Here is a 26,531-nt window from a genome sequence, read left to right as displayed (position 1 = left end):
CGAGCCACGAACCGGTGACGTCGATGACCGTCATCCCCTCGGGCGGGGAGACGTCCGGACCGATCGCGGTGATCCGGCCGTCCTCGACGACGACCGCGCCCCCGCGTACCGTTGGTGCCATGAGCAACTCCTTCGCGATCACCGGTGCCCACGTCGTCCCCGTCTCCGCTCCAGCCTTCGACGGCGGCGCGGTCGTCGTCGAGGACGGCCGGATCACCGCGATCGGTCCGGACGTCTCCCCGCCCGAGGGGATGACGGTCATCGACGTCACCGGTTCGTGGCTCGTCCCCGGCTTCGTCGAGGCGCACGGCCACGTCGGCATCCACGAGGAGGCCAACGGCGAGGCCGGCAACGACACGAACGAGATGACCGCCCCGAACATGGCCGGGGTCCGCGCGATCGACGCGATCGACATCGAGGACGAGGGCTTCCGGGACGCGCTCGCCGGCGGGATCACGAGCATCGTCGTCAAGCCCGGCTCCGGCAACCCGATCGGCGGCCAGAGCGTCGCCATCAAGACCTGGGGCGGCCGGACGATCGACGAGCAGCTCATCTCCGACTCAGTGAGCGTGAAGAGCGCCCTCGGCGAGAACCCGAAGCGCGTCTACGGCGGCAAGGGCCAGACGCCCTCGACCCGGCTCGGTGTCGCGAAGATCATCCGCGACGCCTTCGTGGAGGCGCAGAACTACAAGGCCGCCCGCGACGCCGCAGCCGCGAAGGACGAGCCGTTCGCCCGCGACCTGACGAAGGAGACGCTCGTCCGGGTGCTCGACGGCGAGCTCGTCTGGGACCAGCACACCCACCGCCACGACGACATCGCCACCGCGATCCGCCTGTCCGAGGAGTTCGGCTACCGCCTCGTCGTGAACCACGGCACCGAGGCGCACAAGATCGCCGACGTGCTGGCCGCCAAGGACATCCCGGTCATCTACGGCCCGCTCTTCACCAGCCGCTCGAAGGTCGAGCTCCGCGACCGCGGCATCCCGAACCTCGCCACGATCGCGGCAGCCGGGGTCCGGGTCGCGATCACGACGGACGCGCCGGTCGTGCCGATCAACATGCTCGTCGACCAGGCGACCGCCGCCGTGAAGGAGGGCCTGCCCGCCCAGACCGCACTCGAGGCGCTCACCGTCAACCCGGCCGAGTTCCTCGGGTTCGGGGACCGCGTCGGTCGCCTGGCCGAGGGCTACGACGCCGACCTCGTGCTCTGGGACGGCGACCCGCTCGACGCGACCAGCCGCGCGACGCGCGTCTGGATCGACGGCAAGCCCGTCTTCGCGTGGGCCGACGGGGCCGGCGTCACCACCCCGCGCTGGTAGCGGGTGCACAGCCTGGAGGCCCGGATCGCGACGTGCCTGCGGGTCGCGATCCGGGCCTCCAGGCCGTTGCGCCGGGGGCGCCGCGTGCTCAGACCTCGCGCGCCAGCAGGAAGTCGTTGATGCGCGTCGTGAGCTCCGCGTCGATCGGACGCACGTCGCCGTTCACCGAACGGATCGGCGCAGCCTGCCGCACGCTCGACACGAGCCAGAGCGCGTCCGCCGCCGCCAGGTCGGCGAGGGTGACGAGTTCGTAGGCGGTCTCGATGCCCTCCTGCTCGGCGAAGCGGAACACGTCGGCCTGCGTCGTGCCGGCCAGGATCCCGATGTCGGTGCGGGGCGTGACGAGCCGGTCGCCGACCTTCATGATGAGGTTGGCGCGCGTGCCCTCGAGCACGTAGCCGTCGCTCGAGACGAACAGGGCGTCATCGGCGCCGCGGCGGACGGCCTCGCGCAGGGCGGCCATGTTGACGCCGTACGACAGCGTCTTCGCGCCCTGCAGCAGCCACGGCGAGGTGCGCTCGACGTCGTGCCGGTACCCGCGGTCCAGGACGACGACGGAGATGCCCTCGGTGCGTGCGGCCGTGGAGTCGCCCGACGGCGCGGCGTAGACCCACCCGGTCGGACGGTCGGTGCCCTCGACGCCGCGGGTCAGGACGGTCTTGGCGAAGGCCTCCCGCACCGGGTCGAGGCGGGCGCAGACGGCCTCGATGGCCTGGCGCCAGGCCTCCGGGTCCGGGGTGGGCAGGTCGAGCATCGCGGCGGAGCGGCCGAAGCGGGCGAGGTGCGCCTCGAGGGCCTGGGGCCGGCCGTCGATCACCGTGATCGTCTCGAACACGCCGTCGCCGCGCGTCACGCCGAGGTCCTGCACCTGCACGTGCTCCTCGAGCGGCTTCGCCCAGCTGAAGGCGTCGGCCGCGGGGTCGTGCGGCGCGGCGTCGCGGGAGGGCTGGTTGAGGACGGCGAGCACGGTTTCGGTCATGCGTCCATCCAACCGCAGCTCAGCCGGCTTCGGGCAGCGCGCCCAGCAGCTTCCACACGGCGGGCGTCAGCTCGGGGTGCTGCAGCGCGATCCGGCGCAGCCGGTGGTACTCCTCGCCCAGCTTGGTGCCCTGCCCCGACGCCGGGTGGCTCGACCACTGTGCGTGCCGCTTGCCGATCGCCTCGTCCAGGTCGACGGCGTCCGCGCGCAGGATCAGCACGACCTGCTCGTCGACGGTGGGGAGCGTCGGCATGAACTCCCACGGGTCCTCACCCTGACGGCTCCGGTGCTCGACGAGCATCGAGATCTCCTCGGCGGCCTCGGCGCGCAGCACTTCGAGGCTGCGCCCGGTCCTGCGGGGCTCAGCCATGGTGCCCCCGCAGCACGCCTGCCATGGGAAAAGCGTACGACACTCCATCGGTCACACTGGACGCGTGACCCTTCGCGACGAGAGCAAGTCCCAGCATCCCCGGGTGGTGGTCGTGTACCTGCTGCGCGACGGCGAGGCAGGCCCCGAGGTCCTGCTGGGGGAGAAGCGCCGCGGCCTCGGCACGGGCCGTCTGGTCGGCCCCGGCGGCAAGCGCGAGCCCGGCGAGTCGGCGGTCGAGACCGCCGTGCGCGAGGTGCGTGAAGAGGTCGGCCTGCGGATCGACGCGGTCGACCTGGAGGCCCGTGGCACGTTGGACTACCGGTTCCCGTACCGACCGTCCTGGTCCCAGGTCTCGGACGTCTTCGTCTGCCGCCGCTGGCAGGGAGACCCGTCGGGCTCCGACGAACTGGAGCCGCGGTGGATCCCGGTCGACACCGTGCCCTACGACGCGATGTGGGACGACGCCCGCTACTGGTTGCCGGGGGTGCTCGCGGGCGGCAACGTCCGGGCGCGCTTCACGTTCGCCGAGGACGACGCGACGGTCGCCGGGTTCACCGGGACGGGCGTCGGCGCGGGCGTGGGTGAGTAGCTGCTTGCTGCTTGCTGCTTGCTGCTAGCGCGGCTGCTGGGTGCGGGTGCTGCCGGTGCGCGCTTCCTCGGCGGCGGCCATGACGTCGGCGTCGCCGCTCCGGCCACCCAGGGGCCGCACGAAGAAGTCGATGATGCCGACGACGATCGCGCCGATCATCGAGAACATCGCCCACCCGACGAACAGCCCGGCGGTGCCGCGGCCGTCGGCGGGCGCGAGCAGGACGCTCGCGGCGTAGAAGCCGACCGTCATCACGAGGAACACGACGACGACGGTGATGAGGACGCGGTGCCAGGTGATGCGCGGGTTCATCCGATCAGGATACGCGTCAGCGGTCGGCGTGCTTGCCGTGCGGAGCCGCCGCTGGTCGCGGTTCCTTCCGGTTCGCGGGGCGCTGCACGGCGATGCGACCGGTCGGCGTCGCATCCGGCTCGAGGCCGTCGCGACCGCCGGTGAAGACGTCACCACCGGTGCGGTCGTCCTCCCAGTCGTCGTCCCGCAGCACGCTCAGGGTGCCGGTCTCGGTGGAGGTCAGGCCGTGGCGCTCGAGCTCGGCGTCGCGCTGCCCGCCGAGGAACTCGCGGTTGGCGGTGTTGGCGTCCTGGAACATCGTGGTCCGGCCGGTGACGATCGCCCGGATCCGTCGGCGCTCCCACCACTTCTTGCCGAAGTACATCAGCACCAGGCCGGCCGTGGCGTAGCAGGCCATCGTGATCAGGCCGCGGGCCGGGCCGGGGCCGACGCCGTAGACCTGGTGCTTGATCATGTCGACCATGCTCGAGCCGACGACGACGTTGTTCAGCCAGGCGAAGGGCTCGGGCATGAACCACTTCGGGTAGGCGCCGCCGGACGACGGCATGGACAGGAAGACGAAGCAGATCATCGCGGGTGCGGCGATGAACCGGCCGACGAAGTAGCTCAGGCCGTTCACCGCCAGGCCGATCGCCACGATCCAGCCCCAGGCGATGAGCACGAGCTGGATCCAGTGCCCGTGGATGGCGCCGAGCACGGGCCCGGCGAGCGTGTTCGTGATGAGCGAGATGACGAGGCCGCCGACGACGATGACCGTCATCCGGGTGCGGTGCCGGAGCGGGCCGCCCATGATGCCGATGAACATCGCGACCATGTAGCCGCCGATGCACCACGCGAGCATGACGTACATCGCGACGGTGCCGTACTCGTCCCAGGCGGGCAGCGGTGCGAGCTCGGTGACCTTCGGGGTCGCCACGCCCAGGCCGGTCAGTACCGCGGTGAGGGTGGCCGGGACGAGGCTCGCGACCTGGAACTGGTGCGCGCTCGCCTTGAAGAACTCGTTCGCAGCGGGGTCGTACGCGACCGCCATCGAGCCACCCACCACGTCGCGCTTCGCCTGCGCGAGCGAGTCGTACGTGTGGAACACGAACTCGCCGGGCAACGCCTGCTGCACCGCCTGCACGAACGCCGGGTCGCTGCCGATCAGGGCGATCGGGACGTCGTGCGGGTGCGGGGCGTGGAACGCGAAGACGTAGCACAGGCAGAACCCGACGATGAAGAACAGCGGCATCCAGAGCTGCAGGCCGATCAGCTGCAGCGACGGGTGCAGGGTCGAGTACCACCGGCGGTAGGCGCCGTGCTGCTGGGGCGCGGGCACCGGAGCCTGTCGCCGGGGTCCCGAACGCGTGTGCCCGGCGACCTTGCCGCCACGACGCGGCTTGGTCCCACGTGCGGAGGGCCTGGTCCCACGCGGCTTCGGCGGCGTGGGACGAGAACCGCCGGGGCGCTCCGGTCCGTCGTCGTTCCTGGGGACGTCGTTCCGCGGCGTGCTCACTCGGCGCTCTGCTCCTGCTCTCGATCGGAGCGCCAGGATACGCCCGGGGTGCTCAGGAGCGACTGCGCGACGCCTGCGCCGAGTCCATCGCGAGCTCCTCGGCGTCGAGGGTCACGAGCACACGGCGCATGACCTCCTCGTCGAGGTTCCCCTTCTCCCGCTCCTCGAGCACGATCTCGCGGCGGCGGTCGAGGAGCTCGCGCCGGATGTCCTGGATCTGGGAGCCCCGGAGGCGCAGTGCGACGTTCCGCCCCTCGTCCTCTTCTTCCTCGGCGTCCTGACGGAACGTCTCTGCCTGACGCTCGAGTCGCGCCTTCAGACGGTTCACCACCGAGTCGACAGCCTCCGAGCCGTACTGCTTCGCCCACGCCGGACGCCGCTTCTCGAGCAGCTCGATCGCGGCCTCGGTCGTGCGCTGGTTGAGTCGCATCTCGCTGCGCACGTCCTCCTCGCCCTCGGCCGGGTCCTGCACCTTGAGCGCGCGGATGACGAACGGCAGGGTGAGTCCCTGCAGCAGCAGGGTGCCGACGGTGACGAAGAACGCGATGATGAAGATCGTGTCCTGCGCCGGGATCTGCGTCGGGCTGGCCACGACCGACACCGCTGCGGCCAGGGTCACCACACCGCGCATGCCCGTCCACGAGATGACGGTGAGCTCCCGCCAGTTGAGCTTCGGCTCCGCGGAACCGCGCATCCAGCGCAGCGACGGGTGCCCGCGGGACAGCTTGATCCGCAGCGGCCGGAGCCACTTCCCGTTGAACCGGTTGCGCGCGTAGGACTCGAACACGAACAGCGGCCGGACCAGGATCACCACCGCGAGCACGACGGCCGCAGCGGTGAGCGTCTGCCCGAGGCTCCGCTCGCTCTCGACCAGGTCCTGCACGACGGTGTTGAGCTGCAGGCCGATGAGCGCGAACACGAAGCCCTCGAGGATGACGTCGATGCTCGTCCAGAGCGGGCGCTCCTGCAGGCGGGTGGCGTAGCCCTCCTTCGGCGAGTTGTAGCCGATGTACAGGCCGGCCGTGACGACCGCGATGACGCCGGAGCCGGACAGGTCCTCGGCGAGGATGTAGGCGACGAAGGGCAGCAGGATGCTCATGATCGTCTCGACCACGGGGTCGTTGATGCGCATCCGGATCCAGTGCACGACGACGCCGAGCACGATGCCGACGACCAGACCGACGCCGATCGCCAGGCCGAAGATGCCGAGGTCCTGCCAGATGGTCAGCGACGTGCCCGCGATGATGAGCGTGAACACCCGCACCAGGGTCAGCGAGGCCGCGTCGTTGATCAGGCTCTCGCCGGACAGCACGGTCATGACACGGCGGGGGAGTCCGAGCTTCCGGCCGATCGCGGCGGCGGACACCGCGTCCGGCGGGGCGACGATCGCGCCGAGCAGGATCGCCGCGGGCAGCGTCATGTCCGGGATGAGCAGGTACGCCACCCCGCCGACGACCAGGGCGGTGACGATCACCAGGAAGATGCCGAGCCGTCGGATCTGCTTGATCGAGCCGCGGAAGCTCTGCCACGACACGTCGAGGGCCGCCGAGTAGAGCAGCGGCGGCAGGATCACCGTGAGGATGACCTCGGAGTCGATCTCCATCGGCGGCAGCCCGGGCAGGAACGAGGCGGCCAGGGCGACCGCCGTGACGAGCAGCGGAGCGGGGAGCCCCTTGGCTCGGGCGAACCCCGTCACCGCGAGCGATCCGATCAGCAGGATGAGGAGCTCAGCGGTGTCCATGGACGCATTCTCCCATCGGCATGGTTCCGAAGCTGAACGAGTGTGAAGCTGCGGTGAACAACAGGTTGCCGATCAGGTTTGCTCGAAGGGCCGACGCCTGGGACACTTGCCCGCGGTGGACATCACACTCATAGTCGTCCTGGTCATCGCGTTGGCCCTCTTCTTCGACTTCACAAACGGTTTTCACGACACCGCCAACGCGATGGCGACCCCGATCGCGACCGGCGCCATGAAGCCCAAGGTGGCGGTCACCGTCGCTGCGGTGCTCAACCTGGTCGGTGCGTTCCTCAGCACCGCCGTGGCGACGTCGATCTCACACGGGTTGATCAACGAGGGGCCCGGTGGCGTCGCCATCAGCCCCGAGATGATCTTCGCGGGCCTGATCGGGGCAGTCGTCTGGAACATGATCACGTGGCTCCGCGGGCTGCCGTCATCGTCGTCGCACGCGCTGTTCGGCGGGCTCATCGGTGCCGCGATCGTCGGCGCCGGGTTCCAGTCGGTCAACTACGTCGCGCTGCTGACGGTGGTGATCATCCCGGCGTTCGCCTCGCCCGTGATCGCCGCGCTCGTGTCGTTCTTGTCGACGCGCATCGCGTACCGGATCACGAAGCGTCCGGTGTTCCCGAACGAGCGCGGCGGGTTCCGCATCGGGCAGGTCTTCACCAGCTCGATGGTGTCCCTGGCGCACGGCACGAACGACGCGCAGAAGACGATGGGTGTCATCACGCTGACGCTCATCGCCTCGGGCGCGCAGTCGTCGAACCAGGGCGTGCAGTTCTGGGTCGTCGTCGCCTGTGCCCTCGCGATCGCCCTCGGCACCTACACGGGCGGCTGGCGCATCATCCGCACCCTCGGCTCGGGCATCACCGAGATCCGTGCGACGCAGGGCTTCGCCGCCGAGGCCTCGACCGCCGCGACGATCCTCGCCTCCAGCCACCTCGGCTTCGCGCTGTCGACCACGCAGGTGTCCTCGGGCTCGATCATCGGCGCCGGGCTCGGCCGCCGCGGCTCGAAGATCCAGTGGTCGACCGCCGGCAAGATCGTCATCGCCTGGTTCATCACCCTGCCCGCGGCCGCCGCGGTCGGTGCGGTCGCCTCGGGCATCGCCCGCCTCGGCGTCATCGGGCTCGTGCTCGACGCCGTGATCGGTGCCGTCGTCATCCTCGGGCTGTACCTGTGGTCGCTTCGCAAGCCGCACGAGCAGGCCTCCGCGATCGAGGTCGACGTCGCCGCGAACGCGGTCCTGACCCGCAAGGAGCTGCGTGACATGCAGCGCAAGAAGCGTGCCGACGCGGTCGCCCAGCGTCGCGCCGAACTGAGCCGCGAGCGCACGCTCCGTCGCATGGCGGCCCGCAAGGGAGGCCGTCGCTGATGGGCATCGACTGGTTCGCATTCCTCACCGTGGCGCTCGTCGCCGTGGTCTCGTCGTGCTTCGTCGTCGCCGTGTACTCGGTCGGCCTCCGTCTCTGGAGCGCCGCCGACACCCGCGAAGGCAAGTTCACCGTGAAGGCCGACGGCACGATCGGCCCGGCCACCGCCGGCTTCCCGAACCCGGCCGGAGCCTCGGCGGCCGCACGTGCGCTCCGCGCCGCGGCCATCGCGTGCTTCGTCGTGTGCGGCGCCGTCGTGCTCTACGGCATCTACCTCATCGTCCCGCAGTTCCACTGACGGGCACGCTCACCGAGTGAGCAGAAGACGCCGGTTCGCCCCTCGCGACCCGGCGTCTTCTGCTCACTCGTCGCGCGTTCGCCGCGCCCGCGCACGCGGGCGGCGCGCTTGGTGAGCAGAAGATGTCGGGTCCCCGTCCGTGACCCGACCCCTTCTGCTCACGAAGTGCGCGGGCGGGCGGACGGGAGGCCCGTGGCGGCCGGGCACCGGGCCTCCAGGCCGTCGCGGGCGAGCGGGCGAAATCCGCCGTGCGTCGCGAAGGCGACCACGCCATTCCGCCCGCTCGCACGGGCGGGCGGCGCGCTTGGTGAGCAGAAGATGTCGAGTCGCCGTGTGGGACCCGACCCCTTCTGCTCACGATGTGCGCGGGCGGGCGGACGGGAGGCCCGTGGCGGCCTGGCACCGGGCCTCCAGGCCGTCGCGGGCGCGCGGGCGAAATGCCGCCGTGCGTCGCGAAGGCGACCACGCCATTTCGCCCGCTCGCGCGGGCGGCGCGCTTGGTGAGCAGAAGATGTCGAGTCGCCGTGTGGGACCCGACCTCTTCTGCTCACGAAGTGCGCGGGCGGGCGGACGGGAGGCCCGTGGCGGCCTGGCACCGGGCCTCCAGGCCGTCGCGGGCGAGCGGGCGGAATGCCAGCGTGCGTTGCCGAGGCGACCGCGGCATTCCGCCCGCTCGCGCGGGCACGCCGCCCGCTCCGCCCAGTCCCGGCGCGTTCCCGGACCGGCCGGACGGACGGGACTAGCCTCGACGTGTGACCGGCAACGAGGAGGCACCTGTGACGACGACGACGCGGACCGAGAGCGACTCGCTGGGATCACGGGAGGTCCCGAACGACGCGTACTGGGGCATCAACACGTTGCGGGCACTCGAGAACTTCCCGATCACCTCCGTGCCGATCGCCGTGTACCCGGACCTCATCGAGGCGCTCGTCACCGTGAAGCAGGCGGCGGCGCGGGCGAACCGGGCGATCGGTGTCCTCGACGAAGAGCGCGCCGACGCGATCGACCGTGCAGCGCAGGAGGTCCGCGACGGAGCACTCCGCGAGCAGTTCGTCGTCGACGTCGTGCAGGGCGGCGCCGGGACGAGCACGAACATGAACACGAACGAGGTGCTCGCGAACCGGGCTCTCGAACTCCTCGGGCGTGAGCGGGGCGACTACGCGTACCTGCACCCGATCGACCACGTGAACCGCAGCCAGTCCACGAACGACACGTACCCGACGAGCATCAAGATCGCGATGATCTTCGGGGTCCGACGTCTGATCGTGCAGCTCGAGGAACTCTCCGCGGCGTTCGCCGAGCGGGGCCGCGCCTTCGCCGACGTGCTGAAGGTGGGCCGGACGCAGCTGCAGGACGCCGTGCCGATGACCCTCGGGCAGGAGTTCACCGGGTTCTCGCACACGATCCAGGAGGACGCTGACCTGCTCCGCAAGGTGATGCCGCTGCTCGCCGAGATGAACCTCGGCGCGACGGCGATCGGCACCGGGATCACCGCGGACCCGCTCTACCGCGACGAGGTCCGTCGGCAGCTGCAGGAGGCGAGCGGCATCGACGTCGTCACCGCCCCCGACCTCATCGAGGCGACGAGTGACGCCGGTGCGTTCATGACCCTGTCCGGCACGGTGAAGCGCAGCGCCGCGAAGCTCTCGAAGATCTGCAACGACCTGCGGCTGCTGTCGTCCGGCCCGCAGGCGGGTCTCGGCGAGATCACGTTGCCTGCTCGCCAGGCCGGTTCGTCGATCATGCCGGGCAAGGTCAACCCGGTGATCCCCGAGGTCGTGAACCAGATCGCCTACGCGGTCGCGGGGGCGGACACCACCGTGACGATGGCGGCGGAGAGCGGGCAGCTGCAGCTCAACGCCTTCGAGCCGATCATCGCCCACTCGATCCTGCAGTCGCTGCAGTGGATGTCCCGCGGCTGCGCGACGCTGCGCGAGCACTGCGTCGTCGGCATCGAGGCGAACGAGGCAAAGCTCGCAGCCCAGGTCGACACGAACGTCGGTGTGGTCACCGCGCTGACGCCGTACATCGGGTACGCGGCGGCTGCGTCGATCGCGCACACGGCGCTGACCACCTCGACGCCGATCTCGACGCTCGTCGTGGCCGCGGGCCTGATGGAGGAGGACCAGGTCATGCGCGTGCTCAGCCCGGCGCGGCTGTCGGGGATCGAGCTGGCGACGGGTGCGATCCCGATCGTCACCGAGGAGATGCTGGACGCCGAGGCGCGCAAGCGCTGACGCGGGGCGTCCGCACCACAGGAACGCGCGCACGAGCACCGCGCGCAAGCACCGCACGCACGCACACCCCCGTCAGGGCAGCGGCCGCTCGCCCACCCGCACCTGCTGCGCCATCGCCCGCAGGTGCTCCTCGTTCGGGGTCAGCTCGGCGTCCTCTTCCTCGGCCACCCGCGCGGCCTCGGCCCGGACGTGCTGCGCGGCCGCGATGTCCTGGTCCCGCCAGCGCGCGAGCGTGAAGTTCCGCGTGACGTCCCGCAGCGGCAGCCGGATCGACTCGTCCGCCTCGATGCCGGCGAGCAGCTGCCGCATCCGGATCACCTCGGAGTCGAGTTCCCCGCCGACCACGAGCACGAAGTTCGAGATGTACAGGTACACGAGCAGCAGGATCGCGCCACCGAGCCACCCGTAGGCGCGGTTCCCGCCGCCGAGGGTCTCCACGTAGAGCGCGAACCCCACCGTGGCGATGGCCCAGGTCACGATCGCGAACGCGGCACCGGCCGACACCCACCGCAGCTGCGGGGTCTTCACGTTCGGCGTCGCGTAGTAGAGCACCGCCACCATCACGACGAGGTCGGCCGCGAGCACCGGCCACTTCACCACGTTCCACACGTCGTCGATCCAGGGCGCCCAGCCGAGCTGGCGGATCACCGCCTCGGAGATCGTCGGCGTCCCGAGCAGGATGACGATGGCGACGGCACCGCCGACCATGACGAGCAGCGTGACGAGGAGCATCATGCTGCGGAACTTCCAGATCCGTCGGCCCTCCTCGACCTCGTAGGCGGTGTTCATCGCCCGCCCGAACGCCGTCGCGTAGCCGGACAGCGACCAGAGCGTCAGCACGACGCCGATCGTGAACCCGAGCCACGGGTTGTCCAGGGTCAGCAGCTGCCGGAGCGGCCCCTCGAGGTGCTCGGCGGTCTCCGGCCGGACGATGAACCCGAGGACCTCGACGATGTCGGTCAGGCTGTCGCCCTTGCGGTCGACGATCGACAGCGCCGACACGACCGCCAACGCGGTCGGGAACACCGTCAGCAGCGCGAAGAACGTCAGCGACGCGGCCGCGTCGACGACACGGTGCCGGATGACCGAGTGGTAGGTGCGCCGGACGACGGCGCGGACTCCCGTCCGCTGGAGGTCGCGCGATGCACTGTCCGGCATGTGTCGTACGGTACCCGACACGTGACGGCCGGGAGGCCCGTGGCGGGCCCGCCCCGCGCCTCCCGTCCGCCTGTTGGTCGCGTTGCGAGCTCCTGCAAGACACCGGTGTTCACGCTCCGCACCGCGGAACGCGGGTGTTCGACGCGCGAACACCGGTGTCTTGCGGACCCGCACTCGACCGCGGCCCGCGGTCAGTTGGCGTGGGGGTGCAGGGCGTCGTAGCGGCGGAACGAGGGGACCATCCGGAGCAGCAGCGCGACGAGGCCGATGATCAGCACGCCGCCGATGACCGGCGGGTACGCGATGCCGGCCGCGACGACCAGGCCGGCGTACAGGTCACCGAGCCGCGGGCCGCCCGTGACCACGACGATGAAGATGCCCTGCAGCCGACCGCGCATGCCGTCCGGCGACGCCGCCTGCAGGATCGTGTTCCGGAACACCGAGCTGACGTTGTCCGCACCGCCGGCCATCGCCAGGAACAGCGCCGCGAGCCCGAGCGCCGGCAGGATCTCGACGCCGAACGCCTCACCCGAGCGGCCGCCGAGCACGTGCGCCAGCGCGATGACCACTCCGAACGCCGCGATCGCCCCGCCGTACGCCGTGATGGCCCAGCCGACGGCCTCACCCTGGCGTCGGACGTGCCCGAGCGGCCCGGAGAACACGCTCGACAGCAGCGCACCGATCGCGTACGCGGCGGTCAGGGTACCGACGGTGATCGACCCACCGCCGATGACGAGCGCGCCGATCGCGGGGAACAGCACACGCGGCTGCCCGAAGGCCATCGCGATGATGTCGAGCACGAACGTCATCGTGATGTTGCGCGACCGCCGCAGGAACTTCGCGCCCTCGATGAGCGAGCCGAGCCCCGGCCGCAGTGCGTCGTGGTCGGCGGCCATCCGCGGCAGCGTGAACACCCCGAGGAACGCGAACGTGAACAGCACGACGTCGATCGTGTACGTCGGCGCGAACCCGACGCTCGCGATGAGCACGCCGGCGATCGCCGGACCCACGGTGACCTGGAACCCGGACGCGATCCCGCCCAGGGCGCTCGCCGCGGGCAGCAGGTCGGTGCCGACGAGCCGCGGGACGATGGCCGAGCGGGAGGCGTTGCTGACGGTGGCGGCCACGGCGTTCACCGTCGCGAGCACGTAGAGCAGTGCGACGCTGTGCAGGTCGAGCCAGGCGTGCGTGGCGATCAGCGCGACGGCGACCCAGGCGATGATCGACGACACGAGCGCGACGAGGCGTCGGTCGAAGGCGTCCGCGAGCATGCCGCCGTACAGGCCGGCGACGATCATCGGCACGAGCGCGATGACGCCCACCAGGGCCACGGCGAAGGTCGAGCGGGTGATCTCGTAGACCTCGAGCCCGACGGCGACGGTGGTCATCTGGGTGCCGATGCCGGCGATCGCGGTGCCGGCCCAGAGCCGGGCGAAGGCGGGGGAGCGGCGGAGCGGGGTGAGGTCGGCGAGCAGGCGGCGGCGCGGCGGTGCGGGAGTCGATGGTGTCACGGTGGAACCATTCTGCGGGCTGGACGCTCGTTGCGCGTGCCCGGTGCGCGCTCTGGTTGACTGATCGGCATGACTGACCTGAACAGCAAGCCCGAGTTCGACGCCCCCGAGGGCCCCGCCCCCACCGAGCTCGTCATCACCGACATCGTCGAGGGCTCCGGCGAGGAAGCGTCCGCCGGCTCGACCGTCAAGGTCCACTACGCCGGGGTCGAGTACGAGACCGGCGAGGAGTTCGACAGCTCCTGGAACCGCGGCGAGCCCATCGACTTCCCGCTCGCGGCCCTGGTGCGCGGGTGGCAGGAGGGCATCCCCGGCATGAAGGTCGGCGGTCGCCGCAAGCTCGTCGTCCCGCCGGAGCTCGCCTACGGTCCCGCCGGTGGTGGGCACTTCCTGTCCGGCAAGACCCTGATCTTCGTGATCGACCTGCTCGGGGTCCGCTGATGCAGGTCGGTGCCCCGACGATCGAGCTGAACGACGGCCACCGGTTCCCGGAGCTCGGCCTCGGCACCTACGGCCTGAACGGCGACGAGGGCGCTGCGGCGGTCGGCACCGCGATCGCGAGCGGCTACCGGCTGCTCGACACGGCGCTGAACTACGGCAACGAGGACGCCGTCGGCAAGGCCGTCCGTGAGTCCGAGGTGGCGCGCGAGGACCTCGTCGTCACGTCGAAGCTCCCCGGCCGGCACCACGGCTACGACGAGGCGCACCGCTCGATCGACGAGACCCTCGGCAACCTGGGGCTCGACCACGTCGACCTGTACCTGATCCACTGGCCGAACCCGTCGGTGGACAAGTTCGTCGACACCTGGAAGGCGTTGGTCGACCTCCGCGACAGCGGCAAGGTCCGCTCGATCGGCGTCTCGAACTTCACGCCCGAGCACCTGCGCCGGATCGTCGACGCCACCGGGGTCGCCCCGGCCGTCAACCAGGTGGAGCTGCACCCGTACTTCCCCCAGGCGGAACTGCGGAAGGTGCACCAGGAGCTCGGCATCGTGACCGAGAGCTGGAGCCCGCTCGCGAAGCGGTCGGAACTGCTCACCGAGCAGCCGATCGTCGATGCCGCCGCGGCGCACGGGGTGGCCCCCGGCCAGGTCGTGCTGCGCTGGCACGTCCAGCTCGGTGCCGTGCCGGTGCCGAAGTCGGGCGACGCCGCCCGCCAGAAGGAGAACCTCGACGTCTTCGGCTTCGAGCTGACCGACGACGAGGTGCAGGCGATCTCCGCGCTCGAGCGCGGTCGTCTGTGGGACGGCGACCCGGACACGCACGAAGAGATGTGACTCCGACGCGACCCTTCGGGGACAGCGGGGCTCCCGGTGGGCAGTACACTGGTTCCCCCTCTTCCCGAAGGGTTGCGTGTGTCCGAACCGACCGAGATCGACCGTGAACGCGGCTACGTCGACGGCCTCTTCCGTCGTCTCGACGAGCTGACCGCCGAGGCCGAACAGCGCCTCGCCGAGACCCGCCGACAGGCGGTCGGCGGGAACCACCAGAGCCGCAGCGAGCGCGACGCGTACGCGAGGCTCTACGAGGACACCGTCGCGACGCTCGAGCGGGTGGGGGACCGTCTGGTCTTCGGCCGGCTCGAGGTCGCCGAGCCCGACAACCCCGACGACACCTTCCGGTACATCGGCCGGGTGGGGCTGCGCGACGCCGAGCACCGGCCGCTGCTGCTCGACTGGCGCGTCCCCGGTGCGAGCGCCTTCTACCAGGCCACCGCGGCGCACCCGATGGGCATGCGCTCCCGCCGGCACCTGTCCCTGCAGGGCCGTCGCGTGGTCGGCGTCGAGGACGAGGTGTTCGACGCCTCGCTCTACGACGACGAGCGCACCCACCTGCAGGGCGAGGGGGCGCTGCTCGCCGCCGTGACCGCCGAGCGCACCGGCCGGATGACCGACATCGTCGCGACGATCCAGGGCGAGCAGGACCGCATCATCCGCTCCCCGCTCGAGGGCGTGCTCATCGTGCAGGGCGGCCCCGGCACCGGCAAGACCGCCGTGGCGCTGCACCGCGCGGCCTACCTGCTCTACTCGTACCGCGAGCGGCTGCGGGGCTCCGGCGTGCTCATGGTCGGCCCGTCGCCGGCGTTCCTGACGTACATCGAGCAGGTGCTCCCGTCGCTCGGCGAGACCGGTGTCGTGATGGCGTCGCTCGGTTCGCTCTACCCGGGCGTGCACGCGACGACGCACGACACCCGCGACGTCGCCGCCGTCAAGGGCGCGGCGCAGATGGCGTCACTGCTGCGCCGGGCCGTGCGCTCGCGCCAGGTCGTGCCGACCGAATCGGTCACGCTCGACATCGAGGGCGAGCGGCTCGTCGTGCCGCCGCAGCTCGTCGCCGACGCCATGAAGCGGGCGCAGGACCGCGGCAAGCCGCACAACGCCGCCCGCGTCACGTTCAACAAGACCGCCCTCGACGCGATGACCCGCCTGCTCGCCGAGCAGCTGCGGGAGCGCGGCACCACGGTGGACGAGGCCGACGAGAAGGTCCTGCGCGAGGACATCCGGAGTTCGTACGACGCCCGCGTGCTGCTCAACACCGCGTGGTTGCCGCTGCCGCCCGAGAAGTTCCTCGAGGACCTCTACGCCCGGCCGAACTGGCTCGCCTCGCTCACCCCCGACTGGACCCCGGAGCGCCGCGCCCTGCTGCAGCGCGCCCGCGGCACGGCCTGGACCGTCGAGGACGTCCCCCTGCTCGACGAGGCCGCCGAACTGCTCGGCCCGTTCGACCCGACCGGCGGCGCCGCCAAGCGCGCGGCGAAGGCCAGCCGGAACCGCGACATCGAGAACGCCCGCCAGGCCATCGAGAACATGGGCGTCGAGGGCATCGTCAGCGCCGAGCAGGTCGCCGGCTCGTTCGCCGAGGGCGGCGACCCCCGCTCCACCGCCGAGCGCGCCGCCGACGACCGCGAGTGGACCTACGGGCACATCGTCGTCGACGAGGCGCAGGAGCTCTCGCCGATGCAGTGGCGCGTGCTCGCCCGCCGCAACCCGCTGCGCTCGTTCACGATCGTCGGCGACATGGCGCAGGGTTCCTCGCCGGGTGCCGCACGCACCTGGGACGACGTCATCGGGGCGCTCGCGCGACGCCGACGCGGCCGTGCGCCGCAGGTGCCGCTCGACCACCGCATCGAGCAGCTCACGGTCAACTACCGCACCCCGCGCTCCATCGTGGAGGCCGCCGGGGCCTTCGCCGACAGTGCCGGCCTCACGGTCACCCGCAACGAGGCCGTTCGAGACGGCGACCCCGTCGAGAGCGTCCGCGTCGCCCGGGCCGACCTGCTCGACACCGTCGTGGCGGTCGCCGACGCCGAGCGTGCCCGGATCGGCTCCGGCACCATCGGCGTCATCGTCCCCGAGGCCCAGGTCGACACGGTCCGGCAGCGGCTCGCCCGCACCGAGGCGGACGTCCGGGGCCTCGCCTCGCCGAACGCCGGCTCGCTCACGGTGCTGACGGGTGCGGACGCCAAGGGTCTGGAGTTCGACGGCGTGCTGCTCGTCGACCCGGACGGCGTGGGTGCCGACGCCGCCCGCGCCGCCGCCGCGGTGTACGTCGCGATGACGCGTCCGACACGTCGCCTGACGGTCATCGACGTCGACTGACGGTCGCGCGCGTGTCCCCGCGCACTTCGTGAGCAGGAACGGTCGGGTCCGTCGGTCCCACGCGACCGTTCCTACACACGATCGGTGGGTGGTGGCGTCCCCGCGGGGCGGACGGGAGGCCCGGTGCGGGCCCGCCACGGGCCTCCCGGCTCAGGTCGGGTCGCCCTCGGACCGCACCCGCGCGACCAGGTCGGCCCACGGGCCGTCGAGGCGGCGACCCGGGATCGTCACGGTGGTGCGCTCGACGGTGATCGTCCAGCCGAAGTCGTCGGGGACGGGCGCAGCCGTCGGTGCCGGGGTACGCCGCAGCGCGTCGACGACGTCGGACCACGCCGTGGGGTCGCTGCTCGTGTCGGTGTCGACCCGCCAGCGCCGTGTGGTGCCGGCGAAGCCCCCGGAGCGGCGGACCTCGATGCGCATGGCCCCGACGGTACGCCCGGGTGGCCTGCTCAGTCGAGCACGCCCACCTGCTGCCAGGCCTGACGGACCGCGGTCTGCTCGGCGGAACCGTCCCCGAACCGCCGTCCGGCCGCGTCGACGGTGACGGTGGCGAAGCCCGCGAAGTCGATCGAGGCGGTCACCTCGGCCGACGTCAGGGCGTCCCACCAGACGGCGCCGGCGCCCAGCCACGCGGGGCCGCCGATGGCCGTGGCCGCCAGGAAGAACGCGTGGTTCGGGATGCCGGAGTTCGTGTGGACCCCACCGGCGTCGTCCGTGGTGACGACGAAGCCGGACATTGTCGCCGGCTGCGGGTCCTTCCCGAGCACCGGGTCGTCGTACGCGGTGCCGGGGGCCCGCATCGACCGGAGCGCGTCGCCCTGCACGGCGTCGGTGAACAGCCCCTCGCCGATGAGCCAGCTCGCCTGCTCCGCCGTCTGCCCCGCCGCGTACTGGGCGACCAGGGAACCGAAGACGTCGCTGATCGACTCGTTGAGGGCGCCCGACTGGCCCTGGTAGGTCAGGTCGGCCGTGTACTGCGTGACGCCGTGCGCGAGCTCGTGGCCGATGACCTCGAGCGCGACGGTGAAACGGCGGAACACCTCGTCGTCGCCGTCGCCGAACACCATCCGGCGGCCGTCCCAGTAGGCGTTGTCGTAGTCCTGGCCGTAGTGCACGGTCGCGTCGAGGGGGAGCCCGGCGCCGTCGATCGACACCCGGCCGAACACCTCGAGCCAGAAGGCGTGCGTGGCGCCGAGGCCCGCGTACGCCTCGTCGACCGCGGCATCACCGGAGTCGGCGTCGCCCTCGCCCCGGACGACGGTGCCGGGCAGCGTCGTGGTGCCGCGCGCGTCGGTGATCGTCCGCTGCGGCGAGCGGTCGACGGCACCGCTGACGCTGCGCGGTGCGACCAGGTGCGCGTGCTTCGGCGCCTGCACGGCGTCGAGGGAGGCCAGCGCAGTGCGGGCCGCCGAGGCCGCCCGGGGGAACGCATCGGCACCGGCGACGGCGCGGAGCAGGTAGGGCGGGACGACGGAGCGGATGCGGTCGGTCGCGGTCATGCGCACATGCAACCACCGGGCACCGACACGGCCCTGCGCGGGCCGTCTCGTGGCGGGGTCAGTCGCGCTTGCGGTGCTCGACGAGGGCCAGCGCGTACGACTCCCACCACTGGCCGGCCGCGGGGCCGCCGTTGCAGGTGCCGTCGCTGAGCCCGGGCGTCTTCACCCAGAGCAGGGCGTCGAGCCGGGTGCTGCCGCCGGTGACGTGCGGCTCCTGGCCGAGGCCGGCGCCCTCGGGGTTGCACCAGGTTCCCCGCCACCCCTGCCCGTTGCGGGAGACGTCGATGACGAAGTGCGGGTCGCCGCCGATCGCGTCGGCGAGCTCGTCGGCGTACGCGCGCTCCTGGTCGACCCGGTAGAAGTTCGACACGTTCGTGAAGAACCCCTGCACCTCGTCGACGCCGGCCTGCCGCAGCCAGTCCGCCATGGTGGCGGTCGGCACACGGTTCTCGTTGCCGCCGTCCAGGTACACGGTGAGCCCGTGGCCGGTCAGCGCGTCGACGGCCTTCCGCAGCAGGGGCAGGCGTTCGTCGCGCAGCCGCTCGCAGTTCTGGATCTGGGCGATCGAGTCGGGCTCGACGAGCACGACGGCGTGCGAACCGGCCATCGCCCGGACGGCGGACCGGACCCACGGCAGGTAGGCGTCGTCCTCGGTGCCGCCCTTCGAGTAGCTGCCGCAGTCACGGTCCGGGATGTTGTAGAGGACGAACACGGGGGTGCCACCGCGTTGCTCGGCCGTGCTGACCACCGACCGGATCGTGGAGCGGGTCTCGGCCCGCGAGGTGTTCGTCAGCCACGTCGCGATCGGCTGGTCGGCGATCACCGCGATCTGCTCGGCGGTCTGGGTGTCACCGTCGGCACGGGCCTGGCGCTCGCGGAGGCCGGCCTGGTTCACGGCGGTCGGCTGGCGCGCGAGCCCGCCCGGGAACGCCTCGGCCGCGGACTTCCGCTCGGCGACGCTGCGGCCGCTCGGGGTGCGGTCGCCGTCCGGCTGGCCGCCGTTCCACGGGCCGACGACCACGAGGGTCGTGACGACCGCGGCGACGACGACGGCCGCAGCGGCGATCCACCCCCACTGCCGCAGGCCGCCGGTGCGGTTGCGGCGTGGGGTGCTGGGTGCCTCGTGCTCCGGCATGCTGCGGTGCTCCTGATCTGACCGTGCGGTGTCGGTGGTGCGGGCACCGATCGCGCCCGGACCCATGCTGACAGGTGCGGGGGAGTCCTGACCAGCGCCGATCCGCGATCGCCCAGGTGTCGTACCGACGGCTGACAGGAGCGCTCCAGCGACCGCGCAGGACCGTGCAGCACACTGTGCGGATGTTCCGTCGACTCCTCCTCCTCGCCCTGACCGCGGGCTACGCCTGGGTGATCTGGCGGATGACGCTGACCCCGCAGGTCTTCACCTCTGCCCAGAACTCCCTCGTGCTGCACGCGATCGCCTGGGTGCAGCAGCTGCCGCACGGTGCCTGGTTCACGTACGAGCGCACCGAGTTCCTCGCCAACATCGCGATGTTCGTGCCCGTGGGGATGCTCGCGGCGCTGTGGCTGCCCCGGCGCTGGTGGATCCTCGGCGCGCTCGTCGCGGTCGCCCTGTCCACGGGCATCGAGTTCGCGCAGGCCACCTACCTGCCGTACCGCGTCGCGGACCCGCGCGACGTGCTGTCGAACGGCCTCGGCGGACTGCTCGGCGCGACGCTGGTCGGACTCGTCCGCAGCCTGCTGCCGGAGCGTCGTCGCCGGCGCCGTCTGCACCCCAGGACCGCCTAGGACTCTGGTAGTCTTGTGCGGTTGCCGTCGAACGGCCGCGGACAAAGAGCGCTCGTGCATCAGGCACGAGCACCGCGCAACGGACAGGAAGGGGATCACCATGGCACTTGACGCACAGGTCAAGCAGGAGATCATCGAAGAGTACGCGACCCACCCGGGCGACACCGGATCCCCCGAGGTCCAGGTCGCCGTTCTGACGCGTCGTATCAACGACCTGAACGAGCACCTCAAGGAGCACAAGCACGACCACCACTCGCGTCGTGGCCTGCTCCTCATGGTCGGTCAGCGTCGCCGTCTCCTCGGCTACCTCTCCGACGTCGACATCGCCCGCTACCGCACGCTCATCGAGCGCCTCGGCCTGCGTCGCTAGTCGACCGACACACGCTTGACCGAACGCCCCGGTCCTCTTCGAGAGGACCGGGGCGTTCTTCGTTCCGCGGGGCGTTCGGCGCTCGGCGGGGCCCCGCTCAGTCCGCATTCCGTCCTCGGTCGGTCGCGAGGTCGGTCACGACACCTCGCCCGCGCTCGTCCCGCGGTCACGACTCGTCGGCCACCACGGTCCCACTCGACACTTCGTGACCGCTCCGCAGTCAGCGCGCGGGGAGTCGTGACCGATCGGCACGCTGTTCGATGGCGGGAATGGTTGCGAGGGCAACCCGGTTGGATGCTATGTTCATGCAAACGCATCGAAAGTCGGGAAGCATCATGACCACCATCGCCGTCGTCTCCGCCGGACTCTCCGAGCCCAGCTCCACCCGCCTGCTCGCCGACCGTCTGGGCGAGGCCGCCGTGGCGTCGCTCGTCGCCGAGGGCACCCCGGCACACGTCGTGCACGTCGAACTCCGGCCGCTCGCGCACGAGATCACCGACGCGATGCTCACCGGCTTCGCGGCCCCGGCACTCTCGGCAGCGATGGCCGCCGTGGTCGAGGCCGACGCCGTCGTGTTCGTCACGCCGATCTTCACCGCGGGCGTCAGCGGACTGGCGAAGTCGTTCCTGGACGTGCTCGACAAGGACTCGATGGCCGACATGCCCGTCCTGCTCGGGGCCACCGGCGGGACCTCGCGGCACTCCCTCGCGATCGACCACGCCCTCCGGCCGGTCTTCGCGTACCTGCGTGCGGCGATCGTGCCCACCGGGGTGTTCGCCGCGACCGACGACTGGGGGACCGACGGTGACGCGGCCGCCCTGGACGGTCGCATCCGCCGGGCCGGAGCCGACCTGGCCTGGGCGATCCGGGCCTCCAGGCGGGCCCCGCAGGAAGCCGACGCGCTCCCCGCGACGCCGGACTTCGCGAGCCTGCTCGGCGGCCTCGGTCACTGATCCGCGTCCCACCGCCGTCGACGGGAGCGCGTGCTCTTAGACGGACCACAGGGTTCGTACGGTCGGTGCGCGGCGGGTGCGCGGCTGGCTCATCGGTGCCCTCGGGAACCTCGTCATGACGACGAGGAGCACCGATGGACACCAGAGGCAGCGGCAGGCGATCCGCACGGATCACGAGTGCGCTCGTCAGCGTGGGCGGGCTCGTGGTGGCGATGGTCACCGGTGCGGGGCTCTGGCTCGGGCACGAGCAGGCGAGCACGAGCACGAGCACGAGCAGTGACACGAGCACGAGCAGCTCCAGCAGCAGCGAGTCGAGCAGCAGTGCCGACACGAGCACGAACACCGACTCGTCGACCCAGCCGACCGACGCCGCGACCGGCTCGACGAGCGAGTCCGGCACGAGCGACTCCGGCACGAGCGACTCGGACACCGGCGTCTCGCAGGGCACCACCGGCGGTACCTCCGACACCACGACGACGGGGTCGTGACCGTGCACGCCGCCACCGACTGGGACCTCTGGACCACGACCGCCCGGGTCGTCCTCGACCACCGGGACCGTCGGTACCTCGCTGCCGCGGAGTCCTGCGTCCGGCAGGTCACCTCCGCCGTCGACGCCGCGTGCAGCCGCTTCCGCGACGACTCCGAACTCACCGCACGCGCCGACGACCTCGTGCGTGGCACCGAGGTGTCGCCGCTCCTCGCCGCACTGGTGCAGCAGGCGCTCGACGCAGCCCGGCTCTCCGACGGTGACGTCGACCCCACCCTCGGGCGCCGGATGGTCTCCCTCGGGTACGACGCCGCCTTCGCCGACGCCCAGCCGGTCCCGTCGCCCGAGGCCCTGTCGCGTGCACTCGACGACCGTCCGGCGTGGCAGCGCATCCTGCTGTCGGGCACGTTCCTGCGCATCCCCGAGGGCGTCACCCTCGACCTCGGTGCCACGGCGAAGGCCGCTGCCGCCGACATGGCCGCGGCGAGCATCACCGCACGGCTCGGCATCGGGGCGCTGGTGTCCCTCGGCGGTGACGTCGCGACCGCCGGCCCGGATCCGTCCGGCGGCTGGCAGGTGCGGGTGGCGGACCTCGAGGGTGACCCGGTCGACCACGTCCGGATCGCCTCGGGCTGGTCCGTGGCGACCTCGAGCACGCAGAAACGCCGCTGGGAGCAGGACGGCACCGCCCGGCACCACATCCTCGACCCCCGCTGGGGTCTGCCCGCCGAGCCGGTCTGGCGCACGGTGACCGTCGTCGCCCCGTCGTGCACCACGGCCAACACGATGACGACGGCCGCCGTGGTGCGCGGTCGCACCGCCGCCGAGTGGCTCCGGCAGAGCGGTCGCGCCGCCCGCCTCGTCGCCGCCGACGGCACGGTCGTGCGGCTCGGCGGCTGGCCCGACGACCGAGGCGCCGACGGCCAGCGCGCCGACGACGACCGATCGGCGGTCGCCTGATGGACACCGCGCTCTGGGTGATCGGCCGGGGCTTCGGGGTCACCGCCGTCCTGCTCCTCACCCTCACGGTGCTCCTCGGCATCGTCACCAGGGGCGGACGACCGCTGCCCGGACTGCCCCGGTTCGCCGTGCAGCTCGTGCACCGGGACGTCGCCCTCGCCGCCACCGTGTTCGTCGCGGTGCACGTGGGGTCGCTGCTGCTCGACACCGAGGCCGAGCTGCGCCTCCTCGACACGGTCGTGCCGTTCGTCGGCGCCGACCGGTGGTTCTGGCTGGGGCTCGGCACCCTGGCCGTCGACCTGCTCGTCGTGCTCGTCGTCACCGCACTGCTCCGCCGCGCGATCGGCCCGCGGGCCTTCCGGGCGGTGCACTGGGCGGCCTACGCCATGTGGCCGATCGCCCTGGCCCACGCGGTCGGCACCGGGACCGACGGCACCTCCGCGTGGTTCCTCGTGCTCGCCGGCGTCTGCACCGCGGCCGTCGTCGGCGCCGTCGTCTGGCGCTGCACCGCCCGTGTCACCGAGTTCCGTTCCGCGAAGCTGGAGGTCGTCCGATGACCCTGACCCACCCCCGCACCGTCGTCCCACCCACCGGCACCCGACGGCTCCTGGCCGCACCCGGTCCGGCCCGCACCGACCACGAGGACACCTTCGGCCCGCTGCCGCAGCTCGGCCCGTGGCTGGTCGACGAACTCGGCCGCGCCGGCGTCGACGGCCGCGGCGGAGCCGGGTTCCCGCTCGCCCGGAAGCTCGCCGCCGTGACCGTCCGCGGCCGCCGTCGGGGTCGGAGTGCGCCCCTCGTGGTCGCGAACGCCGCCGAGGGGGAACCCGCCAGCCGCAAGGACGCCGTCCTGCTCGAGCGCGCACCGCACCTGGTGCTCGACGGCATCGTCGTCGCGGCCGCCGCGGTCGGTGCGTCCGAGGCAGTGCTCGCCACGAGCGACCGACTCGCCGGTCCGGTCCGCCGGGCACTGGCGGAACGCACCGACCGCGGCGGCGACCCCGTGCCGATCAGCCTGCGGGTCCTGCCCCACGCCTCCTTCGTCTCCGGGGAGGCCAGCGCCCTCGCCTCGGCCGTCGCCGGTGGCCAGGGTGTGCCCGAGGACCGCGTGGTGCGGCTCGCCGAACGAGGCCCGAGCGGGCGACCGACCCTGGTGTCAAACGTCGAGACCCTCGCCCAGGCAGCACTCGTCGTGCGCTTCGGGGCGGCGTGGGCCCGGGGCGTCGGCAGCCCGAGTGCCCCCGGCACCCGGCTCGTCACGGTGAGCGACGTGACGGACCCGACCACCGCGGTGGTGCTGGAGACCGCCGGGGGTGCGCCGCTCGGGGAACTGCTGCGGGCCTCCCGGCTGCCGGTGACCGATCCGGCGCACACGCGCGCCGTGCTGGTCGGCGGATGGGGCGGGACATGGCTGCCGGCCGCGGCCCTCGACGCGTCGTTCGACCCCGAGGGACTGGCTCGGTGGGGTGCCGCGCCCGGGGCCGGGGTGCTCGCCGTGCTCGACGACCGGACCTGCCCGATCGCGGTGACGGCACGGCTGGCGGCGGCGCTCGCCGGAGCGTCCGCCGGACGGTGCGGACCCTGCGTGAACGGGCTGCCGCGGATCGCCGACGTCGTCGGGGACCTGGCCTCCGGGCGAGCAGCGGGGGACCTGGCGGGAGAGGTGCGTCGGGTCGCCGCGCTGGTGGACGGTCGTGGGGCGTGTCACCACCCGGACGGGGTGGCGCGGATGGTGCGGAGCGCGCTCGACGTGTTCCACGACGACGTGCAGGCGCACCTCGGTGGCCGGTGCCTGCTGCGGCGCGGGGGTGCGTGGTGAGCGGGGGCGCGGGCGCAGGCGCGGGTGTCGTCTCGCTGCACGTCGACTGGACGCGCTGCCGGGGCCGGGGGTTGTGCACGGAACTGTTCGCCGAGCGGCTCGAGCGCGACGAGTGGGGCTACCCAATCGCCCGGGCCGGCGACCCCGGCGCCCGGGCCGGCGGCGACCCCGGCGATCCCGGTGTCCGGGCCGGCAACCCGGGCGACCCCGGCACCCCCGGTGCCGGCACCCGCGACGTCCCGGTCCGTCCGCACGAGCGGGCCGCTGCGGCCGACGCCGTCGCGATGTGCCCCCTGCAGGCGCTCCGACTGGTGGAGCGGTGAGCAGCCGGCGACCGGCGCCCGGCCGGCCCAGCGCTCAGTACCAGTGCGGGTTGACGCTCATCTCGTGGCCCCACGCCCCGCAGGGTGAGCCGTAGGCGCTCTTGATGTACGCGAGCCCCCAGTCGATCTGCGTGTTCGCGTTGGTGCGCCAGTCGGCTCCGGCGACCGCCATCTTCTCGGCCGGCAGCGACTGCGGGATGCCGTAGGCGCCGCTCGAGGCGTTCAGGGCGTTCGCCCGCCACCCGGACTCCTGCGTCCAGAGCGACACCAGGCACGAGAACTGGTCGGAGCCCCACCCGTACGACCCGAGCGCGCTCCGTGCGTAGGCCTGCGCGGCCGCGGGGTCCACGGCGACGCCTCCGGTGCTCGGGTAGGACGAGCCGGTGCCGCCGCTGGTCGCGCCGCCGCTGGAAGCGCTGCTGCCGGCGTTCGCCGCGGCCGCGTTCGCCGCCGCCTCGGCCGCAGCCGCTGCGGCACGCTTGCGCTGCTGCTCCGCCTTCTGCGCGGCGACCCGCTGGCCGAGTTCGTACCCGGCCTCCTGCTTCGCGGTGCTGTCCTTGAGCGACGCGAGCTGCGCGTACAGCTCGTCGCTGTGCTGCTCCGTCGACTCGACGGCGGCGTCCGCCGCCTGTTCCGCCGACTTCGCTGCGGCCGAGCGCTCCTCGGCCGCCTGGGCGCGCGTCGCGCGTTCCGTCTCGGCCCGCTCGGCCTGCTCGTGCAGCGACGACGCCGTGCCGGCCGCGACGGACGCGTCGTCCATGACGCCGGCCCAGGTCTCCGACAGCTGGTCGAGGGCGCCGAGCTGGTAGAGCAGCTGGTCCGGGTTCTTCGCGGTCGCGATGCGGGTGGTCATCTGGTTCGTGCTGCCGTCGCGGTACAGGTTCGCGGCCAGTTGGCCGGCCCGCTGCTGGGCCCGGTCCGCCGTCTCGCTCGCGTGCTGCGCCTGGGCCTGGAGGCTCGTGGCGGCCTGGGTGGCCGACGCCAACTCCGACTCGGCCGCGTCCGCCTTCGACGAGGCCACCAGGGCGGCCTGCGACTTCGCGGCTGCTTCGTCCTGCGCCGACTGCAGCGCCGCCTGCACCTTCTGCACCTCGGCGCGCTTCGCTGTCTCGTTGCCCTTGGCGCGCTGGACGTCCTGCCAGGTCGGGTACTCGGTGGCGTTCGCGGGGGCAGCGGTCAGGGCCGGGGCGACGAGCGCGCCGACGACCACGGCGGCCGCGACGAGCACGCCCCGCGAGGGGGTGAGGCGCATGTCGGCAGGCTACCGATGTTCACCAGGAGTCCAGCGAGCCGCGCCGCCGACAGCCTTAGGACTGGTAAAGTCCATCGTGTCCGAGGACTCATTCCCCGGACGTCACACACAACACTGCGCAGG

General features: G+C 72.2%; 27 protein-coding genes. 16 read left to right on the top strand and 11 right to left on the bottom strand.

Translation table 11 applies throughout. From position 1 onward, the window contains the following. The first annotated feature begins 119 nt into the window (after positions 1 to 119). Positions 120 to 1,319 (top strand): amidohydrolase, encoded by a 1,200-nt coding sequence (locus tag DEJ04_RS06865; RefSeq protein ID WP_111046618.1) that lies wholly within the window; start codon positions 120 to 122, stop codon positions 1,317 to 1,319. An 88-nt stretch (positions 1,320 to 1,407) separates the two neighbouring features. On the opposite strand, the gene DEJ04_RS06860 is transcribed toward DEJ04_RS06865, so the two are convergent. After that, positions 1,408 to 2,298, bottom strand: coding sequence for an aminodeoxychorismate lyase (locus tag DEJ04_RS06860; protein ID WP_111046617.1), 891 nt, complete (start codon positions 2,296 to 2,298; stop codon positions 1,408 to 1,410). 19 nt (positions 2,299 to 2,317) lie between these two features. Beyond that, positions 2,318 to 2,668 (bottom strand): tryptophan synthase subunit alpha, encoded by a 351-nt coding sequence (locus DEJ04_RS06855; protein WP_111038858.1) that lies wholly within the window; start codon positions 2,666 to 2,668, stop codon positions 2,318 to 2,320. 64 nt (positions 2,669 to 2,732) lie between these two features. On the opposite strand from DEJ04_RS06855, the gene DEJ04_RS06850 reads away from it, so the two are divergent. Continuing rightward, a complete protein-coding gene (locus DEJ04_RS06850) occupies positions 2,733 to 3,257 on the top strand; it encodes an 8-oxo-dGTP diphosphatase (protein WP_181437753.1) in 525 nt (174 codons plus the stop codon). A 24-nt stretch (positions 3,258 to 3,281) separates the two neighbouring features. On the opposite strand, the gene DEJ04_RS06845 is transcribed toward DEJ04_RS06850, so the two are convergent. From DEJ04_RS06845 to DEJ04_RS06835, 3 genes are all read right to left on the bottom strand, one after another. Further along, entirely contained in the window at positions 3,282 to 3,569 is a 288-nt protein-coding gene (locus DEJ04_RS06845) for a hypothetical protein (RefSeq protein ID WP_110864711.1), read from the bottom strand. Between the two features lie 16 nt (positions 3,570 to 3,585). Next, entirely contained in the window at positions 3,586 to 4,887 is a 1,302-nt protein-coding gene (locus DEJ04_RS06840; protein WP_071405578.1) for an ABC transporter permease, read from the bottom strand. Positions 4,888 to 5,116: 229 nt separating this feature from the next. Continuing rightward, on the bottom strand, positions 5,117 to 6,805 hold the full coding sequence (locus DEJ04_RS06835) for a sodium:proton antiporter (protein WP_027464738.1): 1,689 nt from the start codon (positions 6,803 to 6,805) through the stop codon (positions 5,117 to 5,119). Positions 6,806 to 6,920: 115 nt separating this feature from the next. On the opposite strand from DEJ04_RS06835, the gene DEJ04_RS06830 reads away from it, so the two are divergent. The 3 genes from DEJ04_RS06830 to DEJ04_RS06820 all read left to right on the top strand — a co-directional run bounded on the left by DEJ04_RS06830 (position 6,921) and on the right by DEJ04_RS06820 (position 10,710). After that, positions 6,921 to 8,177, top strand: coding sequence for an inorganic phosphate transporter (locus DEJ04_RS06830; protein ID WP_035807670.1), 1,257 nt, complete (start codon positions 6,921 to 6,923; stop codon positions 8,175 to 8,177). Further along, complete coding sequence (locus tag DEJ04_RS06825) at positions 8,177 to 8,473, top strand: hypothetical protein (protein WP_111046615.1); 297 nt, start codon at positions 8,177 to 8,179, stop codon at positions 8,471 to 8,473. The genes DEJ04_RS06830 and DEJ04_RS06825 overlap by 1 nt, the downstream gene beginning before the upstream one ends. A 776-nt stretch (positions 8,474 to 9,249) precedes the next feature. Continuing rightward, on the top strand, positions 9,250 to 10,710 hold the full coding sequence (locus DEJ04_RS06820; protein WP_258370489.1) for an aspartate ammonia-lyase: 1,461 nt from the start codon (positions 9,250 to 9,252) through the stop codon (positions 10,708 to 10,710). Between the two features lie 72 nt (positions 10,711 to 10,782). Here the strand turns inward: DEJ04_RS06820 and DEJ04_RS06815 are convergent, their stop codons facing one another. Then, entirely contained in the window at positions 10,783 to 11,868 is a 1,086-nt protein-coding gene (locus tag DEJ04_RS06815; RefSeq protein WP_110864715.1) for a YihY/virulence factor BrkB family protein, read from the bottom strand. A 191-nt stretch (positions 11,869 to 12,059) separates the two neighbouring features. Further along, positions 12,060 to 13,379, bottom strand: a complete 1,320-nt coding sequence (locus DEJ04_RS06810) for an MFS transporter (RefSeq protein WP_111046614.1) — start codon at positions 13,377 to 13,379, stop codon at positions 12,060 to 12,062. A 69-nt stretch (positions 13,380 to 13,448) separates the two neighbouring features. On the opposite strand from DEJ04_RS06810, the gene DEJ04_RS06805 reads away from it, so the two are divergent. The 3 genes from DEJ04_RS06805 (at position 13,449) to DEJ04_RS06795 (ending at position 16,978) form a co-directional block, all read left to right on the top strand. Beyond that, positions 13,449 to 13,820: an FKBP-type peptidyl-prolyl cis-trans isomerase gene (locus tag DEJ04_RS06805; protein ID WP_173035534.1), complete on the top strand. Its 372-nt coding sequence runs from the start codon at positions 13,449 to 13,451 to the stop codon at positions 13,818 to 13,820. Next, on the top strand, positions 13,820 to 14,656 hold the full coding sequence (locus DEJ04_RS06800; RefSeq protein WP_111046613.1) for an aldo/keto reductase: 837 nt from the start codon (positions 13,820 to 13,822) through the stop codon (positions 14,654 to 14,656). Before DEJ04_RS06805 ends, DEJ04_RS06800 begins: the two co-directional genes overlap by 1 nt. Before the next feature lie 78 nt (positions 14,657 to 14,734). Further along, a complete protein-coding gene (locus tag DEJ04_RS06795; protein ID WP_258371327.1) occupies positions 14,735 to 16,978 on the top strand; it encodes an ATP-binding domain-containing protein in 2,244 nt (747 codons plus the stop codon). Positions 16,979 to 17,128: 150 nt separating this feature from the next. Here DEJ04_RS06795 and DEJ04_RS06790 read toward each other — a convergent pair whose 3' ends face one another. Genes DEJ04_RS06790 through DEJ04_RS06780 form a run of 3 tightly spaced genes read right to left on the bottom strand, consistent with a single transcriptional unit; the run spans position 17,129 to position 19,612 of the window. Continuing rightward, positions 17,129 to 17,398, bottom strand: coding sequence for a protealysin inhibitor emfourin (locus DEJ04_RS06790; RefSeq protein ID WP_111046611.1), 270 nt, complete (start codon positions 17,396 to 17,398; stop codon positions 17,129 to 17,131). Positions 17,399 to 17,427: 29 nt separating this feature from the next. Further along, positions 17,428 to 18,477 carry a M4 family metallopeptidase gene (locus DEJ04_RS06785; RefSeq protein ID WP_111046610.1) on the bottom strand — a complete coding sequence of 350 codons (1,050 nt, stop codon included), beginning with the start codon at positions 18,475 to 18,477 and terminating at the stop codon, positions 17,428 to 17,430. A 58-nt stretch (positions 18,478 to 18,535) separates the two neighbouring features. Continuing rightward, positions 18,536 to 19,612 carry a glycoside hydrolase family 6 protein gene (locus DEJ04_RS06780; RefSeq protein ID WP_146245002.1) on the bottom strand — a complete coding sequence of 359 codons (1,077 nt, stop codon included), beginning with the start codon at positions 19,610 to 19,612 and terminating at the stop codon, positions 18,536 to 18,538. 182 nt (positions 19,613 to 19,794) lie between these two features. On the opposite strand from DEJ04_RS06780, the gene DEJ04_RS06775 reads away from it, so the two are divergent. From DEJ04_RS06775 to DEJ04_RS18355, 8 genes are all read left to right on the top strand, one after another. Then, positions 19,795 to 20,244 carry a VanZ family protein gene (locus tag DEJ04_RS06775; RefSeq protein WP_084741173.1) on the top strand — a complete coding sequence of 150 codons (450 nt, stop codon included), beginning with the start codon at positions 19,795 to 19,797 and terminating at the stop codon, positions 20,242 to 20,244. Positions 20,245 to 20,344: 100 nt separating this feature from the next. Continuing rightward, positions 20,345 to 20,614, top strand: coding sequence for a 30S ribosomal protein S15 (gene rpsO, locus DEJ04_RS06770; protein WP_017885935.1), 270 nt, complete (start codon positions 20,345 to 20,347; stop codon positions 20,612 to 20,614). A 335-nt stretch (positions 20,615 to 20,949) separates the two neighbouring features. Further along, positions 20,950 to 21,567, top strand: coding sequence for a CE1759 family FMN reductase (locus tag DEJ04_RS06765; protein ID WP_071245007.1), 618 nt, complete (start codon positions 20,950 to 20,952; stop codon positions 21,565 to 21,567). 134 nt (positions 21,568 to 21,701) lie between these two features. Beyond that, the gene (locus DEJ04_RS06760) at positions 21,702 to 22,055 is read left to right on the top strand and encodes a hypothetical protein (protein ID WP_146248659.1); all 354 of its coding nucleotides are present in this window, start codon (positions 21,702 to 21,704) and stop codon (positions 22,053 to 22,055) included. Further along, positions 22,052 to 23,014 (top strand): FAD:protein FMN transferase, encoded by a 963-nt coding sequence (locus DEJ04_RS06755; RefSeq protein ID WP_111046608.1) that lies wholly within the window; start codon positions 22,052 to 22,054, stop codon positions 23,012 to 23,014. Before DEJ04_RS06760 ends, DEJ04_RS06755 begins: the two co-directional genes overlap by 4 nt. Beyond that, a complete protein-coding gene (locus DEJ04_RS06750; RefSeq protein ID WP_071405587.1) occupies positions 23,014 to 23,571 on the top strand; it encodes a ferric reductase-like transmembrane domain-containing protein in 558 nt (185 codons plus the stop codon). The genes DEJ04_RS06755 and DEJ04_RS06750 overlap by 1 nt, the downstream gene beginning before the upstream one ends. Then, a complete protein-coding gene (locus DEJ04_RS06745) occupies positions 23,568 to 24,833 on the top strand; it encodes an NADH-ubiquinone oxidoreductase-F iron-sulfur binding region domain-containing protein (protein WP_111046607.1) in 1,266 nt (421 codons plus the stop codon). The genes DEJ04_RS06750 and DEJ04_RS06745 overlap by 4 nt, the downstream gene beginning before the upstream one ends. Further along, a complete protein-coding gene (locus tag DEJ04_RS18355; RefSeq protein WP_111046606.1) occupies positions 24,716 to 25,156 on the top strand; it encodes a ferredoxin in 441 nt (146 codons plus the stop codon). The genes DEJ04_RS06745 and DEJ04_RS18355 overlap by 118 nt, the downstream gene beginning before the upstream one ends. 34 nt (positions 25,157 to 25,190) lie before the next feature. Here DEJ04_RS18355 and DEJ04_RS06735 read toward each other — a convergent pair whose 3' ends face one another. Then, positions 25,191 to 26,408: a hypothetical protein gene (locus DEJ04_RS06735; RefSeq protein ID WP_111046605.1), complete on the bottom strand. Its 1,218-nt coding sequence runs from the start codon at positions 26,406 to 26,408 to the stop codon at positions 25,191 to 25,193. Between the last annotated feature and the right edge of the window lie 123 nt (positions 26,409 to 26,531).

The organism is Curtobacterium sp. MCLR17_044, from assembly GCF_003234435.1.
Taxonomy (GTDB): Bacteria; Actinomycetota; Actinomycetes; order Actinomycetales; family Microbacteriaceae; genus Curtobacterium; species Curtobacterium flaccumfaciens.
This window is presented reverse-complemented; position numbering and strand designations above follow the sequence as displayed.

Bases quoted from the DNA above. Each gene is read 5' to 3' on its own strand.
- DEJ04_RS06745 (WP_111046607.1), top strand. From the start codon at position 23,568: ATGACCCTGACCCACCCCCGCACCGTCGTCCCACCCACCGGCACCCGA.
- DEJ04_RS06825 (WP_111046615.1), top strand. From the start codon at position 8,177: ATGGGCATCGACTGGTTCGCATTCCTCACCGTGGCGCTCGTCGCCGTG.
- DEJ04_RS06860 (WP_111046617.1), bottom strand. From the start codon at position 2,298: ATGACCGAAACCGTGCTCGCCGTCCTCAACCAGCCCTCCCGCGACGCC.
- DEJ04_RS06775 (WP_084741173.1), top strand. From the start codon at position 19,795: ATGTTCCGTCGACTCCTCCTCCTCGCCCTGACCGCGGGCTACGCCTGG.
- DEJ04_RS06800 (WP_111046613.1), top strand. From the start codon at position 13,820: ATGCAGGTCGGTGCCCCGACGATCGAGCTGAACGACGGCCACCGGTTC.
- DEJ04_RS06735 (WP_111046605.1), bottom strand. From the start codon at position 26,408: ATGCGCCTCACCCCCTCGCGGGGCGTGCTCGTCGCGGCCGCCGTGGTC.
- DEJ04_RS06855 (WP_111038858.1), bottom strand. From the start codon at position 2,668: ATGGCTGAGCCCCGCAGGACCGGGCGCAGCCTCGAAGTGCTGCGCGCC.
- DEJ04_RS06805 (WP_173035534.1), top strand. From the start codon at position 13,449: ATGACTGACCTGAACAGCAAGCCCGAGTTCGACGCCCCCGAGGGCCCC.
- DEJ04_RS06790 (WP_111046611.1), bottom strand. From the start codon at position 17,398: ATGCGCATCGAGGTCCGCCGCTCCGGGGGCTTCGCCGGCACCACACGG.
- DEJ04_RS06845 (WP_110864711.1), bottom strand. From the start codon at position 3,569: ATGAACCCGCGCATCACCTGGCACCGCGTCCTCATCACCGTCGTCGTC.
- DEJ04_RS06865 (WP_111046618.1), top strand. From the start codon at position 120: ATGAGCAACTCCTTCGCGATCACCGGTGCCCACGTCGTCCCCGTCTCC.
- DEJ04_RS06760 (WP_146248659.1), top strand. From the start codon at position 21,702: ATGGACACCAGAGGCAGCGGCAGGCGATCCGCACGGATCACGAGTGCG.
- DEJ04_RS06765 (WP_071245007.1), top strand. From the start codon at position 20,950: ATGACCACCATCGCCGTCGTCTCCGCCGGACTCTCCGAGCCCAGCTCC.
- DEJ04_RS06780 (WP_146245002.1), bottom strand. From the start codon at position 19,612: ATGCCGGAGCACGAGGCACCCAGCACCCCACGCCGCAACCGCACCGGC.
- DEJ04_RS06835 (WP_027464738.1), bottom strand. From the start codon at position 6,805: ATGGACACCGCTGAGCTCCTCATCCTGCTGATCGGATCGCTCGCGGTG.
- DEJ04_RS06750 (WP_071405587.1), top strand. From the start codon at position 23,014: ATGGACACCGCGCTCTGGGTGATCGGCCGGGGCTTCGGGGTCACCGCC.
- DEJ04_RS06815 (WP_110864715.1), bottom strand. From the start codon at position 11,868: ATGCCGGACAGTGCATCGCGCGACCTCCAGCGGACGGGAGTCCGCGCC.
- DEJ04_RS06785 (WP_111046610.1), bottom strand. From the start codon at position 18,477: ATGACCGCGACCGACCGCATCCGCTCCGTCGTCCCGCCCTACCTGCTC.
- rpsO (WP_017885935.1), top strand. From the start codon at position 20,345: ATGGCACTTGACGCACAGGTCAAGCAGGAGATCATCGAAGAGTACGCG.